The organism is Mesorhizobium sp. B2-9-1, from assembly GCF_006439455.1.
Classification (GTDB): domain Bacteria; phylum Pseudomonadota; class Alphaproteobacteria; order Rhizobiales; family Rhizobiaceae; genus Mesorhizobium.
This window is the reverse complement of the sequence record NZ_VFTP01000021.1, coordinates 38,922-52,301: the sequence shown is the minus strand read 5'-3', so window position 1 is coordinate 52,301 and position 13,380 is coordinate 38,922. Positions and strand designations below refer to the sequence as shown.

The window sequence follows — 13,380 nt, the reverse complement described above, 5'->3', positions numbered from 1 at the left end:
AACTCGCAGATTAGGGGCAGATTTGGCGTGAATCCTGAAGCAAGCGATCTCGACGCGGTCGACCGTAATCTTCTTCGGCTCCTGCAGGAGGACGGGCGTCGCACCACGCTTGATCTGGCGGCGCGTGTCGGCCTGTCGCCGACCGGCACCAGCCAGCGGGTGAAGCGGCTGTTCCGCGAAGGCTACATCACCGCGGTCAGGGCCGTGCTCGACCCCGCCAAGATCGGACGCGGCACGCTCGTCTTCATCGAGGTACGCCTCGACCACACGGCGCCGCATATTTTCGAACGCTTCGCCGAGGCGGTGACCAAGGCGCCCGAGGTTCTAGAGTGCCACATGGTCGTCGGTGGCTTCGACTATCTGGTGAAGGCGCGAATTTCGGAAATGGCCGCCTATCAGGATTTTCTGACGCGGGTCATCCTCGCGCTGCCTGGCGTGAAGGAGACGCACACCTATGCCTCGATCGGCGATGTGAAGCCGCATGCGCTGCTGCCGGTATGAGTCGGGAGTTGGACCGCTGAAGCGCCTGAATCTAGCTCTTCAAGAACGCCGCAATTTCCTTGAACACGCTGACGAACATCTCCTGCGTCAGCACGCCCGTATTGGTGTTATAGCGTGAGCAGTGGTAGCTGGAAAACAGCGCGATGCCGCCGGCTTGCTGCCTCCCGCCATGGCGGAACGGAAAGGCCGCGACGCGCTCACCCAGCGCCCGCACCGTCGATTGATGCGCGATCGAACCCAGCGTCAGGATAGCGCGCAGGTTGGGAAAGCGCGCGACGGTCGGCTTGAGAAAAGTCCTGCAAGTGGCGATCTCGGCGCCCACCGGCTTGTTCTCCGGCGGCACGCAGCGCACCGCATTGGTGATGGCCGTGCCGACGAGTTGCAAGCCGTCATCGGGCCTGGCCTTGAATTCGCCGCGTGCAAAACCGTGGGCGATCAGCGTGCCGTAGAGCAGTTCGCCGGCATAGTCGCCGGTGAAGGGGCGCCCCGTGCGGTTGGCACCGCGCAGGCCGGGCGCCAGCCCGACGATCAAGAGGCGGACTGAATCTTCACCCTCCGGCGGCAGGAAGGTCGGCACTGGCGCGTTGAACCAGCTCGGCTCGCGCTCGCGCCAGGCGGCGATGAAATCATGCAGCCGCGGGCAGAGCGGGCAGTCACGGCTGGGTTCGGGGGAGGGCGCGGCGGTCAAGGCCGCCGCCCGTCAATAATCTTCCTCGTCGACTTCGGCGGGTTCCGGCCGGCGCGCCGGCCGCTCGGACGGATCGCGGCCGACCTCGCTCTTCAGCGTCATCAGGTCGATGAAATGATCGGCCTGGCGGCGCAGATCGTCGGAGATCATCGGCGGCTGCGAGGCCATGGTCGAGATGATCGACACCTTGCGGCCGCGCCGCTGCAGCGCTTCGACCAGCGTGCGAAAGTCGCCGTCGCCGGAGAAGATGACATAGTGGTCGACGACATCGGCGAGCTCCAGCGCATCGACGGTCAACTCGATGTCCATGTTGCCCTTGATCTTGCGGCGGCCGGTCGAGTCGGTGAATTCCTTGGCGGGCTTCGTCACCACCTTGAAGCCGTTATAGTCGAGCCAGTCGATCAGCGGCCGGATCGACGAATATTCCTGATCCTCGACCAGCGCGGTGTAATAATAGGCGCGCAGCAGGTAGCCGCGCTTCTGGAAGCTCGACAGGAGCTTGCGGTAGTCGATGTCGAAGCCCAGCGCGCGGGACGTGGCATAGAGATTGGCGCCGTCGATGAAAAGAGCGATCTTTTCACGGGGATCGAACATTGAAAAACATTCCTTTCGAAAACTTTTTGTCGTCTAAAAGCGTTTGACGAATAGGTCCGGCAAATGAACCTTTGTACCGTCACCTCCGAGATAACGCGCAATTTGTGGATATCCAAGGGCACGGCCCTGTGTTGCAAGCAATTGTGATCGCCACTATGTGGGTAGCTTCACGGCGTGGCGCGATGATGAGCCGGGCAACGGCCCGCCAAGCTGACGCTGGCGCCATAAAGCTTGTATTTCGGCCGCGCCCGCGTTATGGAGCGCGCCAGCTTTCCATCAAATCCATCGCATGAAAGGGGCAGTCCATGGCCCGCGTAACCGTTGAAGATTGCATCGACAAGGTCGACAACCGTTTTGAACTCGTGCTGCTCGCCGGCCATCGCGCCCGCCAGATCAGCCAGGGCGCGCAGATCACCGTTCCGCGCGACAATGACAAGAACCCGGTCATCGCGCTGCGCGAGATCGCCGACGAGACGTTGTCTCCCGACGACCTCAAGGAAGACCTGATCCACTCGCTGCAGAAGCATGTCGAGGTCGACGAGCCGGAAGCCGAGGGCGAGGCGATCGCCGACCAGACCGGTGCGACCGCCGTTGCCGCCGACGCCGACGACGCCGAGGAGAACGTCACTTTCGACCGCATGAGCGAGGAAGACCTGCTCGCCGGCATCGAAGGTCTGGTGCCGCCGGAAAAGAGCGACGACTACTAAGTGCTTTTGTCCGGGTTGGATCAACCATCCAGGACTTCCGTATCCTAGGTTTCGTGGCTATCTATGAGATGCGTCGCACGTCGGTGCGGCGCATCAATCATTTCAGCACCGCGAGATCCCGCCCATGATGCGTCAGTATGAGCTTGTCGAGCGCGTCCAGCGCTACAAGCCTGACGTCAACGAGGCGCTGCTCAACAAGGCCTACGTCTATGCCATGCAGAAGCATGGCCACCAGAAGCGCGCCTCGGGCGATCCCTATTTCTCGCATCCGCTCGAAGTCGCGGCCATCCTCACCGACATGCATATGGACGAGGCGACCATTGCCGTTGCCCTGCTGCATGACACGATCGAGGATACGACCGCGACCCGCGCCGAGATCGACGAGCTCTTCGGCCCCGAGATGGGCAAGTTGGTCGAGGGGCTCACCAAGCTGAAGAAGCTCGATCTCGTCTCGAAGAAGGCCGAGCAGGCGGAGAACCTGCGCAAGCTCCTGCTCGCGATCTCCGAGGACGTCCGCGTTCTGCTCGTCAAGCTCGCCGACCGCCTGCACAACATGCGCACCCTCGACCATATGCCGGAAGCCAAGCGCCTGCGCATCGCCGAGGAGACGATGGAGATCTATGCGCCGCTGGCCGGGCGCATGGGCATGCAGGGCATGCGCGAGGAGCTGGAGGAAATAGCCTTCCGCTACATCAATCCGGAGGCTTACCGCGCAGTTACCGCAAGGCTTGCCGAGATTTTCGAGCGCAACAGGGGCGTCCTGCAGGAGATCGAGACGGCGCTGTCTGGCCTGTTCGAAAAACACGACATCAAGGCGAGCGTGAAGAGCCGGCAGAAGAAGCCGTGGTCGGTGTTCCGCAAGATGGAGGCCAAGGCGCTCTCCTTCGAGCAGCTCTCCGACATCTTCGGTTTCCGCGTCGTGGTCGATTCGGTCGACGACTGCTACCGCGCGCTTGGCGCCATCCACACCACCTGGTCGATGGTGCCCGGCCGCTTCAAGGATTACATCTCGACGCCCAAGCAGAACGACTATCGTTCGATCCACACCACCATCGTCGGCCCGTCGCGCCAGCGCGTCGAATTGCAGATCCGCACCAGGGAGATGAACAAGATCGCCGAATATGGCGTCGCCGCGCATTCGATCTACAAGGATACCGGCGGCAAGATGAACGGCGCGGGCCATGCGATCTCCAGGGAGACCAACGCCTATGCCTGGCTGCGGCGCACCATCGAGCAACTGGCCGAAGGCGACAATCCGGAGGATTTCCTCGAGAACACCAAGCTGGAGCTGTTCCAGGACCAGGTGTTCTGCTTCACGCCCAAGGGCATGCTGATCGCGCTGCCGCGCGGTGCCACCCCGATCGATTTCGCCTATGCCGTCCACACCGATGTCGGCGACACCTGCGTCGGCGCCAAGGTCAACGGCCGCATCATGCCGTTGATGACCGAGCTCAAGAACGGCGACGAGGTCGAGATCATCCGCTCCAAGGCGCAGGTGCCGCCCGCCGCCTGGGAATCGGTCGTGGTCACCGGCAAGGCGCGTGCCGCCATCCGCCGCGCCACCAAGAACGCGATCCGCAAGCAATATTCCGGCCTCGGCGCCCGCATCCTGGAGCGCGCCTTCGAGCGCGCCGGCAAGACTTTTACCAAGGAGAGCCTGAAGCCGGTGCTGCACCGACTGGCGCGCAAGGATATCGAGGACGTGCTGGCCTCGGTCGGCCGCGGCGAGCTGAGCTCCACCGACGTCATGAAAGCGGTCTTCCCCGATTATAAGGATGAGCGTGTCACCGTCGCGGCGCCCAAGCAGCGCGAGGAGGGCTGGTCGAAGATCCGCAACGCCGCCGGCATGCTGTTCCAGATGCCGGGCACCCGCGCCGCCAAGAAGGACAAGGACCAGCAGCGCGACGGCGCGGTGCCGATCCGCGGCGTGCGCGGCGACCTGCCGGTGCGTTTCGCGCCGGAGGGCGCTGTACCCGGCGATCGCATCGTCGGCATCATACAGCCCGGCACCGGCATCACCATCTATCCGATCCAGTCGCCGGCTTTGCAGGCCTTCGACGACCAGCCCGAGCGTTGGATCGACGTGCGCTGGGACATCGACGAGCGCACCAAGGAACGTTTTCCGGCGCGCATCTCGGTCACCGCAATCAATGCGCCGGGTTCGTTGGCCGACATCGCCCAGGTCGTCGCATCCAACGACGCCAACATCCACACGCTGTCGATGATACGCACCGCACCCGATTTCACCGAGATGCTGATCGATCTCGAGGTCTGGGACCTGAAGCATCTCAACCGGCTGCTGTCGCAGCTCAAGGACAATTCGAGCGTCAGCGATGCGCGGCGTGTGAATGGGTGAATAGTGAATGGTGAATAGTGAATAGTGAATAGTGAATAGTGAATAGTGAATAGTGAATAGAAGGTGCTCTCACTACCATTCACCATTCACCATTCACCACTCGCCAAGGGGGACCGAACAATGAACACCGACGAAGTGCTGGGCATTTTCCGCGAGGCCGGCGCCGTCCTCGAAGGTCATTTCATCTTGACGTCCGGCCTGCGCAGCCCGGTCTTCCTGCAGAAGGCGCGGGTCTTCATGCATGCCGACAAGACCGAGCGCCTCTGCAAGGCGCTCGCCGAGAAGATCCGCAAGGCGGTGCCGGGCGGGATCGATTATGTCGTCGGCCCGGCCATCGGCGGCCTGATCCCGGCCTATGAGACCTCGCGCCATCTCGGCGTCCCGGCGATCTGGGTCGAGCGGGAAGGGGGCGAATTCAGGTTGCGCCGCTTCGAGATCGCCGAAGGCGCGCGAGTCGTCATCGTCGAGGACATCGTCACCACCGGACTGTCGATCCGCGAGACCATCGACTGCCTGCGCGAGCTTGGCGCCGACGTCGCGGCGGCCGCGTGCATCATCGACCGTTCGGCCGGCAAGACCGATGTCGGCGTGCCGCTGATCGCGCTTGCCGAATATGAAGTGCCGGCCTATCCCGCCGACCGCCTGCCGCCGGAACTTGCCGCGATTCCAGCCGTTAAGCCGGGAAGCCGCAACATCTGACATCGCGATGTATGAAAACAGATACTTGAGCGCGTCGTTTGAACGTCTTTGCCGGAGACGTCCGCCGAAGCGACAATGATCGCCGGGATCGACCATTTCGTGCTGACGGTCCGCTCGCTGGAAGCGACCTGCGACTTCTACCGGCGGGTGCTTGGCATGCGGCGGCTCGACGAAGCGAACCGGCCGACCGCGCTTCTGTTCGGCTCGCAGAAGATCAACCTGCACGAAGTCGGCCACACGTTCGAGCCGAAGGCGAAGGCGCCGACGCCGGGTTCCGGCGATTTCTGCCTCGTGGCGGCAGTCCCGCTTGCCGAGGTCCAGGCCAGCCTCGAGGCCAATGGCGTGGCGATCGAAGTCGGTCCGGTCGAACGCACCGGCGCGCGCGGCAAGATGATGTCGGTCTATTTCCGCGATCCGGACGGCAATCTGGTCGAGGTCAGCGAGTATCGGCTCGGCTGAGATCGAGCCGCATGGCGTAGCGCTGGTCCGAAGGCATGCCGTGCTTGGCCTCGTCGTCGAGCAGGCTTGCCAGCCGTTCGTCGATCTCGGCGTCTTCCAGGATGCGAAATCCGGCCTTGCGATAGAAGGGCGCGTTCCAGGTGACGGCGCGAAACGTGGTCAGCGTCACCGCGGCCAGTCCGCGCCGCCCGGCATCCGCGACCGCCCGGTCGAGCAGGGCGCGGCCGATGCCTTGGCCCTGCCGGTCGAGGCGCACATCCAACTCCCAGATATGCAGCGCATATCCCTCGATTCCGGCGCTCAGGAAGCCGACCGGCCGGTCCTTCTCGTCTGCGGCAACCCAGCATGCGCCGGCGGCGATCAGCGCGCGGTGCCGCTCGACGCTGATATTGTCGCCGTCGGCGAGCCACGCCAGTTCCGCAATGGCGCGGAACGCCAGTCCGGCGGACTGCTCGATCCGCGGCAGCGCCTCGGCGTCCTCGGCCTGCGCCGGTCGAATGGTGATCATCGGCTACGCATCCCGGTTGTTTTCCTCAGTTTCGCCAGAATGACGCTGTTGTTACAGCCTGCGGCAGACCATCGCGGCGGCGTTCGTTGTTGCGCGGCCCGGTCGTCGCTATATCAAAGCTTGTTGCCTTTCTGCGCCATCGAAGCGCAAGATATGTTGGCGCGACCCGGTGGGCAGGGGCAGCGCGTATTGGACCGGGAACTGGAACAGAGTGCTTTTTCGACGCCGAGAGCCTGATGGCCTCCTGGAACAGGTGCGTACTTATCTTTGGCCGCGCCGCTCGTTCTCGCGTTCCGTGCAGTATTTCTCCAAGCGCATACTGCGGCTGAAGGCGACGCCGCATTCCGTCGCCGCCGGCGTCGCCGCGGGCGTTTTCGCCTCCTTCTTCCCGCTTGGCTTCCACTTCATCGTCGCCGCCGTGCTGTGCTGGATTATCGCCGGCAATCTGGTCGCGGCAGCACTCGGCGCGGTGTTCTTCGGCAATCCGCTGACCTTCCCGCTTTTGTGGGGCGCGTCCTGGGAGACCGGCAAGCTGCTGCTGCATGAGCATCTGCCGAAGCACGGCCCGCCCGAGCATCTGGGCGAAATGATGCATAAGCTTTCCTTCGCCAAGCTCTGGCACCCCATTCTGGAGCCGATGCTGATCGGCGCGGTGCCGCTCGGCCTGATCTTCGGGCTCGTGTTCTACGCCATCACGCGCTGGGGCATGACGGTGTTTCGCGAGCAGCGCCGGAAGCGAATGGCCGAGCGTGCCGAGAAGAAAGCGCGGCAGGGCGGACGGGAAGTGCCGGCGGAATGATCATCGGCATCGGCAGCGACCTGATCGACATCAGACGTATCGAGAAATCGCTGGAGCGGCACGGCCAGCGCTTCGTCCAGCGCATCTATACCGAGGTCGAGCAGGCCAAGTCGGAAAAGCGTGCCGCTCGCGCGGCTTCCTATGCCAAGCGCTTCGCCGCCAAGGAGGCCTGCGCCAAGGCGTTGGGTACCGGCATGGCCGAGGGCGTGTTCTGGCGCGACATGGGCGTGGTCAACCTGCCGAGCGGCGCGCCGACCATGGCGCTGACCGGCGGCGCCGCGGCCAGGCTGGAAAAAATCCTGCCGAAAGGCCACCGCGCCCTCATCCATCTCACCATCACCGACGATTTCCCGCTTGCTCAAGCCTTTGTGATCATCGAGGCGGTGCCCGCCGAACAAGCGCCACATTGATTCCATCTGACCACGAGCGGCATGACGTTGCCCAGCGCCCGCCGAGACTCTATACCAACATCGCACAATCGAGGACGACATGAGCGTGGCTGAAAAATCGCAGAAGAAATCCGGCGGGCTTGGTGAGACCTTTTCCGTCATCATCCAGGCTCTGCTGCTCGCGCTCGTCATCCGCACGCTGCTCTTCCAGCCGTTTTCCATTCCGTCCGGCTCGATGCGGCCGACGCTGCTCGAAGGCGATTATCTCTTCGTCACCAAATGGGCCTATGGCTATTCGCGTTACTCGTTGCCCTTCGGTCCCGATCTCTTCTCGGGCCGCATCTGGGGTTCCGAGCCCAAGCGCGGCGACGTGGTGGTGTTCAAGTTCCCGCCGGATCCGTCGGTCGACTACATCAAGCGCGTCGTCGGCCTGCCCGGCGACAAGATCCAGGTGAGGGACGGCCAGCTTTTCATCAATGACGTCGGCGTGCCGCGCGTGAAGACCGGCCAGATCGACAATCCCGATGTCACCGAGGAAAACCGGCCGATCGATGTCTACCGCGAAACGCTGCCGAACGGCGTCAGCTACGACACGCTGGACATCAATTCCGATTCGATCGGCGACAACACGCGCGAATTCGTCGTGCCGCCCGGGCACTATTTCATGATGGGCGACAATCGCGACAATTCCTCCGACAGCCGCTTCGCCGTCGGCTATGTGCCGGCCGAGAACCTTGTCGGCCGCGCCAACCTCATCTTCTTCTCGATCGCCGGCAAGGCGAGCCCGCTCGAGATCTGGAAGTGGCCGTCGTTGATGCGCGCCGGGCGCCTGTTCCATTTCGTCCACTAGAGCGATGGCGGCCAGCAAGCGTTTGACCGCCGATGCCCTTGCCGAAGCGCTTGTCGAGCGCACCGGCCATGTCTTCGCCGACCGCCAGCGCCTGCAGCGGGCGCTGACCCATGCCAGCGCCCGTTCGACCCATGCCGGCGTCGACTACGAGCGTTTCGAATTCCTGGGTGACCGTGTTCTCGGCCTCGTCGTGGCCGACATGCTGCTCGCCTCCTTTCCCGATGCCGCCGAAGGCGAGCTTTCGCTGCGCCTCAACGCGCTGGTCAATGCCGAGGCGCTGTCGGAAATCTCCGAACAAATCGGCCTGCCGGAACTGGTGCGCGCCGGCTCCGATGTGCGCAATCTCGAGGGCCGCAAGCGCACCAATCTGCGCGCCGATGCGCTGGAATCGCTGATCGCCGTGCTCTATCTCGACGGCGGGATGGACGCGGCGCGCGCGTTCATCCACCGCTACTGGCAGCCGCGCTCGCAGGCGATGGGCGCCGCCCGCCGCGACGCCAAGACCGAATTGCAGGAATGGGCGCATCAGGCGGCCGCCGGCGCCGTGCCGGCCTACCATATCGACGGCCGCGACGGACCGGACCACGACCCGGTGTTCACGGTTAGCGTAAAAGTCGGCTCTTTCGCGCCCGCCGTCGGCAGCGGCCGCTCCAAGCGCGAGGCCGAGCAGGCCGCGGCGGCTACTCTTTTGCTGCGCGAAGGCGTATGGAGCGCGGCATGACAGAAACGGAAACCACTCAAGCTCCCGCGACGCGCTCCGGTTTCGTAGCGCTGATCGGTGCGCCCAATGCCGGCAAGTCGACGCTGGTCAACCAGCTTGTCGGCGCCAAGGTGTCGATCGTCACCCACAAGGTGCAGACCACCCGCGCCATCGTGCGCGGCATTGCCACGCATGACAACGCGCAGATCGTCTTCGTCGACACGCCGGGCATCTTCAAGCCGAAGCGGCGGCTGGACACGGCGATGGTGACCACCGCCTGGGGCGGCGCCAAGGATGCCGATATCGTCGTGCTGCTGATCGACGCCGAGCGCGGCATCAAGGGCGATGCCGATGCCATCCTCGACCGGCTGAAGGACGTCCGGCAGCCGATGCTTCTGGTTCTCAACAAGGTCGACCGCGTCAAGCCGGAGACGCTTCTCGCCTTGGCCGCGACCGCGAATGAACGCGTGCCCTTCAAGCGCACTTTCATGGTCTCCGCGCTGACCGGCTCCGGCTGCAAGGACCTGCTCGATTATCTCGCCGAGACGCTTCCGGCCGGTCCCTGGTACTATCCGGAGGACCAGATCTCCGACCTGCCGATGCGCCAGCTCGCGGCCGAGATCACGCGCGAAAAACTTTATCTGAGACTGCATCAGGAGCTTCCCTATTCCTCGCATATCGAGACCGAGAAATGGGAAGAGAAGAAGGACGGCTCGGTGCGCATCGAGCAGGTCATCTATGTCGAGCGCGACAGCCAGAAGAAGATCGTGCTCGGCCACAAGGGCGAGACGATCCGCGCCATCGGGCAAGCCGCGCGGATGGAGATCGCTGGCATTCTGGAGCAGAAGGTGCACCTCTTCCTGTTCGTGAAGGTGCGCGAGAACTGGGGCGACGACCCCGAGCGCTACCGCGAGATGGGGCTGGAGTTTCCCCATTGATAAATGCCCGATAAACGGGTCAGCGACATTGCATAATCCAAAGATAACCATCGATACCGAACTCGTCCGCCGGTTGGTCGATGCGCAGTTCCCTGAATGGCGGCATCTGCCGGTCAGCCCGGTCGAGTTCGGCGGCTGGGACAACCGGACGTTCCATCTCGGCGAGGACATGACGGTCAGGCTGCCGAGCGCGGCCGCCTATTCGCTGCAGGTCGAGAAGGAGCATCGCTGGCTGCCGAAACTCGCCCCACATCTGCCGCTGCCCATTCCGATGCCTCTCGCCATGGGCGAGCCGGCGGCGGGGTATCCCTGGCATTGGTCCGTCTATCGCTGGATCGAGGGGGAGACGGCCAAGACCGCCCGCATCAACGATCTCGGCGCGTTTGCCGTGGCGCTCGCCGATTTCCTTGTCGCGTTGAGGGGCATCGATGCGACGGATGGGCCTGCGCCCGGCCAGCACAATTTCCACCGCGGCGGGCCGCTGAGTGTCTATGACAAGGAGGCGAGGCAAGCCATCGCCGCGCTCGAAGGCCGGATCGACGTGCAAGCCGCAACCGCCGTGTGGGACGCGGCACTCGCCGCCACCTCACACGGCTCGCCGGTCTGGTTCCACGGCGATGTCGCCTCGGGCAATCTTCTGGTCGAGGACGGCAGCTTGAGCGCCGTCATCGATTTCGGCACCTCCGGCGTCGGCGACCCGTCCTGCGATCTGGCGATCGCCTGGACCTTCTTCGAAGGCGAAAGCCGCGAGGCGTTTCGCACCCGCATCGACGTCGACGACGCCATCTGGGCGCGCGGCCGCGGCTGGACGCTGTGGAAGGCGCTGATCACCGTCGCCGGCCACGACGCCAACCAGGCGGAGGCGGAAAGGCAGCGCAACGTGATCGACGAAGTGCTTGCCGATCACGCAAAGTTTGCGTGAGGCTATAGGCCGTTGGCAAAAATGTGGGGCATGGCTCGCTAGAGGCACTACACAGGGATTTTGACCGGTCTGCTCTGTTTGCGTTGGCAGGTGGCATGCCTTGGAGATTGGCCGAAACGCCCATCGCGATCGTCATTCCAGGGCGGAGCAGGAGCGAAGCTCCGTCGCGAAGACCCTGGAATCCATGCCGTTACCTTCGCCGAGGCGTGCAACGGAGCAGAATTCTGCACCGAGGCGGCGCTTCCAAGTCACGGAATGGATTCTATGGTCTGCGCGCGTCGCTTCGCTCCTTGCTCCGCCATAGAATGACGAGGTTGGGGCGGCTTCAACCAATCCCCGGCGTTTGCGCTGATTTCACGGAAATGAACGGAAAATCTTGCACCAAGACAAACGGCAACTTTTCAAAATCCCTGTGTTGGGGAACTAGCCCCAATCGTCACCGCGTCAAATTGGACTGGGTAGCGCCGCGATGGCGGCCCGCAATTTCGCGTTGGGCCGTGGGCTATGATCAAGCAGTTCGAGGATTCGCTTGAAATCGCTCTCGGACACCCTGATTGTTTCGACCACTGTGATAACGCCGTCCGGCATGGCGCTGTATCGATGGGGATCGTGGCTCGATGGCCCGGGCATGATCGTTCCTTTGATCGGATACATTCCATACTAGCCGGAATTAGCTATCTGTGCAGGGTTCTTCTGAGAAGCCACGTTCAGCATCCAACTTGATTTCGCCACCCAACGGGTGAAAAGCTCACCGTATGGAATGGCGCGACGAGGGAATCGTTCTCGGCACTCGCAAGCATGGCGAAACCAGCGCCATCCTCGAGGTGATGACGCGTGCCCATGGCCGCCATCTCGGTCTTGTACGGGGCGGGCGCTCGCGCAAGCAGCAGCCGGTGCTGCAGCCCGGCAACCGCGTCGACCTTCTGTGGCGGGCGCGGCTCGACGAGCATCTCGGCATCTTCCAGGCCGAAGCGATCGAGATGAACGCCGCGCGGCTGATGGACAGCGCCGTCGCCGTCTATGGCCTGCAGACCATGGCCGCGCATCTGAGGCTCCTGCCCGAGCGCGACGCTCATGGCGGGCTCTATGAGGCGCTTGCCGTGATGATCTCGCATCTCGATGATGCCGACGCGGCGGGAGAGCTGGTAGCGCGTTTCGAGCTGCTCATCCTCGATGAACTGGGCTTCGGCCTCGATCTCAGCCAATGCGCGGCGACCGGCACCAGGCAGGATCTCGCCTATGTCTCTCCGAAATCCGGGCGCGCCGTGTCGCGCGAGGCCGGCGCGCCCTGGCACGACAAGATGCTGGCGCTGCCGGCCTTCCTGCAGCGCGGCTCCGGCCTGCGCGCCGATGCGGCGGCCCTGGAGGACGCGTTCCGGCTGAGCGGCTTCTTCTTCACCCGTCACGTCTACGAGCCTCGTGGCCTCGAGCCACCCGACGCCCGCGCCGGCTTCCTCGCCGCCCTGCGCCGGCATCATGCGGCGGTGAGGGCGATTGCGGGCGAGGCAGGATAGCAAGGCAGCCGCCTATTCGGCGCCGCGTCGCTCCAGGAAATCGTCGAGCATGGGGCGCTGGCCCTTGAGAATTTTGACGCCGGCTTCGGGCAGCGAAAACCAGCCGGCCTTGTCGACTTCAGGAAACGCTTTCATGGTCCCCGATTTTGGCGGCCACTCCATCGTGAACATATTGCTCCTGACGGCATCCGCATCGATATCCGCCTCGACGCTCCATGCGATCACGATCTTCCCGCCCGGCTGCTTGTAGCTGCCGAGCGGCCGGAAATCGCCGTCGACTGCGACGCCGAGCTCTTCTTCGGCTTCCCGCTTGGCGGCCTCGAGCTCATCCTCGTTGTCGCCGATCAGTCCTTTCGGGATGGTCCACGCGCCTTCATCCTTTCTTGCCCAGAACGGCCCGCCCGGGTGGACGAGCAGGAATTCGAACACACCGGCGGTGCGCCTGTGGATCAGCAGGCCAGCGCTTTTTTGCGGCATCCGTCACCTCGCGGCATTTTCTTCGCCCGCGCGAGAATAGCATGAGTATTCCGCGGCAGATGTCACGTAATCTCGCCGGCAATGCCGGCGCCTCGGCGGCCCGACATTGGATAAACCGGCAAGTTGCTGGCAATCGACGACGAAACATGCTCGATCTTGCCAGTGCATGTCGCCCAAAAGTGCGCAGCGGTTTTGGGCGAACGACATGCACCAAAACAATGACTAAAGGCGCGTCGCCTGACTCCGTCTCGGCGCGACACGCGTTTAGCCGGCAAGACG

The 13,380-nt window shown here is 63.7% G+C and carries 17 protein-coding genes; 12 read left to right on the top strand and 5 right to left on the bottom strand.

All coding sequences use genetic code 11. From position 1 onward, the window contains the following. Positions 1-27: 27 nt before the first annotated feature. Entirely contained in the window at positions 28-501 is a 474-nt protein-coding gene (locus FJW05_RS24675) for an Lrp/AsnC ligand binding domain-containing protein (protein WP_140636451.1), read from the top strand. Between the two features lie 31 nt (positions 502-532). On the opposite strand, the gene FJW05_RS24670 is transcribed toward FJW05_RS24675, so the two are convergent. Both FJW05_RS24670 and FJW05_RS24665 read right to left on the bottom strand, forming a co-directional pair. Beyond that, the gene (locus FJW05_RS24670) at positions 533-1,189 is read right to left on the bottom strand and encodes a uracil-DNA glycosylase (protein WP_140636449.1); all 657 of its coding nucleotides are present in this window, start codon (positions 1,187-1,189) and stop codon (positions 533-535) included. 12 nt (positions 1,190-1,201) lie between these two features. Continuing rightward, positions 1,202-1,783, bottom strand: a complete 582-nt coding sequence (locus FJW05_RS24665) for an NYN domain-containing protein (RefSeq protein ID WP_095766928.1) — start codon at positions 1,781-1,783, stop codon at positions 1,202-1,204. A 305-nt stretch (positions 1,784-2,088) separates the two neighbouring features. On the opposite strand from FJW05_RS24665, the gene rpoZ reads away from it, so the two are divergent. The 4 genes from rpoZ to FJW05_RS24645 all read left to right on the top strand — a co-directional run bounded on the left by rpoZ (position 2,089) and on the right by FJW05_RS24645 (position 6,004). Then, on the top strand, positions 2,089-2,490 hold the full coding sequence (gene rpoZ / locus FJW05_RS24660) for a DNA-directed RNA polymerase subunit omega (protein WP_095766929.1): 402 nt from the start codon (positions 2,089-2,091) through the stop codon (positions 2,488-2,490). 124 nt (positions 2,491-2,614) lie between these two features. Then, complete coding sequence (locus FJW05_RS24655; protein WP_095766930.1) at positions 2,615-4,846, top strand: bifunctional (p)ppGpp synthetase/guanosine-3',5'-bis(diphosphate) 3'-pyrophosphohydrolase; 2,232 nt, start codon at positions 2,615-2,617, stop codon at positions 4,844-4,846. A gap of 120 nt (positions 4,847-4,966) precedes the next feature. After that, positions 4,967-5,545, top strand: coding sequence for an orotate phosphoribosyltransferase (gene pyrE / locus FJW05_RS24650; protein WP_140636447.1), 579 nt, complete (start codon positions 4,967-4,969; stop codon positions 5,543-5,545). Positions 5,546-5,620: 75 nt separating this feature from the next. Further along, positions 5,621-6,004, top strand: a complete 384-nt coding sequence (locus tag FJW05_RS24645; protein ID WP_140636445.1) for a VOC family protein — start codon at positions 5,621-5,623, stop codon at positions 6,002-6,004. On the opposite strand, the gene FJW05_RS24640 is transcribed toward FJW05_RS24645, so the two are convergent. After that, on the bottom strand, positions 5,982-6,512 hold the full coding sequence (locus FJW05_RS24640; protein WP_140636443.1) for a GNAT family N-acetyltransferase: 531 nt from the start codon (positions 6,510-6,512) through the stop codon (positions 5,982-5,984). The genes FJW05_RS24645 and FJW05_RS24640 overlap by 23 nt on opposite strands. Positions 6,513-6,723: 211 nt before the next feature. Here FJW05_RS24640 and FJW05_RS24635 point away from each other — a divergent pair, with 211 nt between their 5' ends. The 6 genes from FJW05_RS24635 to FJW05_RS24610 all read left to right on the top strand — a co-directional run bounded on the left by FJW05_RS24635 (position 6,724) and on the right by FJW05_RS24610 (position 11,110). Further along, a complete protein-coding gene (locus FJW05_RS24635; protein ID WP_140636441.1) occupies positions 6,724-7,311 on the top strand; it encodes a DUF2062 domain-containing protein in 588 nt (195 codons plus the stop codon). Further along, positions 7,308-7,721: a holo-ACP synthase gene (gene acpS, locus FJW05_RS24630; protein ID WP_041009542.1), complete on the top strand. Its 414-nt coding sequence runs from the start codon at positions 7,308-7,310 to the stop codon at positions 7,719-7,721. The genes FJW05_RS24635 and acpS overlap by 4 nt, the downstream gene beginning before the upstream one ends. Positions 7,722-7,800: 79 nt before the next feature. Continuing rightward, entirely contained in the window at positions 7,801-8,550 is a 750-nt protein-coding gene (gene lepB, locus FJW05_RS24625; RefSeq protein ID WP_140636439.1) for a signal peptidase I, read from the top strand. A 4-nt stretch (positions 8,551-8,554) separates the two neighbouring features. Continuing rightward, entirely contained in the window at positions 8,555-9,271 is a 717-nt protein-coding gene (gene rnc / locus FJW05_RS24620) for a ribonuclease III (protein WP_095766935.1), read from the top strand. Beyond that, positions 9,256-10,188, top strand: a complete 933-nt coding sequence (gene era, locus FJW05_RS24615; RefSeq protein WP_181165064.1) for a GTPase Era — start codon at positions 9,256-9,258, stop codon at positions 10,186-10,188. Before rnc ends, era begins: the two co-directional genes overlap by 16 nt. 28 nt (positions 10,189-10,216) lie before the next feature. Further along, positions 10,217-11,110 (top strand): aminoglycoside phosphotransferase family protein, encoded by an 894-nt coding sequence (locus FJW05_RS24610; RefSeq protein ID WP_181165063.1) that lies wholly within the window; start codon positions 10,217-10,219, stop codon positions 11,108-11,110. A gap of 444 nt (positions 11,111-11,554) precedes the next feature. Here FJW05_RS24610 and FJW05_RS24605 read toward each other — a convergent pair whose 3' ends face one another. Continuing rightward, entirely contained in the window at positions 11,555-11,698 is a 144-nt protein-coding gene (locus FJW05_RS24605; protein ID WP_246673630.1) for a DUF1778 domain-containing protein, read from the bottom strand. 167 nt (positions 11,699-11,865) lie between these two features. Here FJW05_RS24605 and recO point away from each other — a divergent pair, with 167 nt between their 5' ends. Continuing rightward, entirely contained in the window at positions 11,866-12,624 is a 759-nt protein-coding gene (gene recO, locus FJW05_RS24600) for a DNA repair protein RecO (RefSeq protein ID WP_140545278.1), read from the top strand. A 12-nt stretch (positions 12,625-12,636) separates the two neighbouring features. Here recO and FJW05_RS24595 read toward each other — a convergent pair whose 3' ends face one another. Further along, on the bottom strand, positions 12,637-13,101 hold the full coding sequence (locus tag FJW05_RS24595) for an NUDIX domain-containing protein (RefSeq protein ID WP_140545280.1): 465 nt from the start codon (positions 13,099-13,101) through the stop codon (positions 12,637-12,639). Between the last annotated feature and the right edge of the window lie 279 nt (positions 13,102-13,380).

What these genes read in the sequence shown, in the direction of transcription:
- FJW05_RS24640 (WP_140636443.1), bottom strand. Translation starts at nt 6,512, where the DNA reads ATGATCACCATTCGACCGGCGCAGGCCGAGGACGCCGAGGCGCTGCCG.
- FJW05_RS24595 (WP_140545280.1), bottom strand. Translation starts at nt 13,101, where the DNA reads ATGCCGCAAAAAAGCGCTGGCCTGCTGATCCACAGGCGCACCGCCGGT.
- FJW05_RS24645 (WP_140636445.1), top strand. Translation starts at nt 5,621, where the DNA reads ATGATCGCCGGGATCGACCATTTCGTGCTGACGGTCCGCTCGCTGGAA.
- lepB (WP_140636439.1), top strand. Translation starts at nt 7,801, where the DNA reads ATGAGCGTGGCTGAAAAATCGCAGAAGAAATCCGGCGGGCTTGGTGAG.
- rpoZ (WP_095766929.1), top strand. Translation starts at nt 2,089, where the DNA reads ATGGCCCGCGTAACCGTTGAAGATTGCATCGACAAGGTCGACAACCGT.
- acpS (WP_041009542.1), top strand. Translation starts at nt 7,308, where the DNA reads ATGATCATCGGCATCGGCAGCGACCTGATCGACATCAGACGTATCGAG.
- FJW05_RS24605 (WP_246673630.1), bottom strand. Translation starts at nt 11,698, where the DNA reads ATGCCGGACGGCGTTATCACAGTGGTCGAAACAATCAGGGTGTCCGAG.
- pyrE (WP_140636447.1), top strand. Translation starts at nt 4,967, where the DNA reads ATGAACACCGACGAAGTGCTGGGCATTTTCCGCGAGGCCGGCGCCGTC.
- era (WP_181165064.1), top strand. Translation starts at nt 9,256, where the DNA reads ATGGAGCGCGGCATGACAGAAACGGAAACCACTCAAGCTCCCGCGACG.
- recO (WP_140545278.1), top strand. Translation starts at nt 11,866, where the DNA reads ATGGAATGGCGCGACGAGGGAATCGTTCTCGGCACTCGCAAGCATGGC.
- rnc (WP_095766935.1), top strand. Translation starts at nt 8,555, where the DNA reads ATGGCGGCCAGCAAGCGTTTGACCGCCGATGCCCTTGCCGAAGCGCTT.
- FJW05_RS24655 (WP_095766930.1), top strand. Translation starts at nt 2,615, where the DNA reads ATGATGCGTCAGTATGAGCTTGTCGAGCGCGTCCAGCGCTACAAGCCT.
- FJW05_RS24665 (WP_095766928.1), bottom strand. Translation starts at nt 1,783, where the DNA reads ATGTTCGATCCCCGTGAAAAGATCGCTCTTTTCATCGACGGCGCCAAT.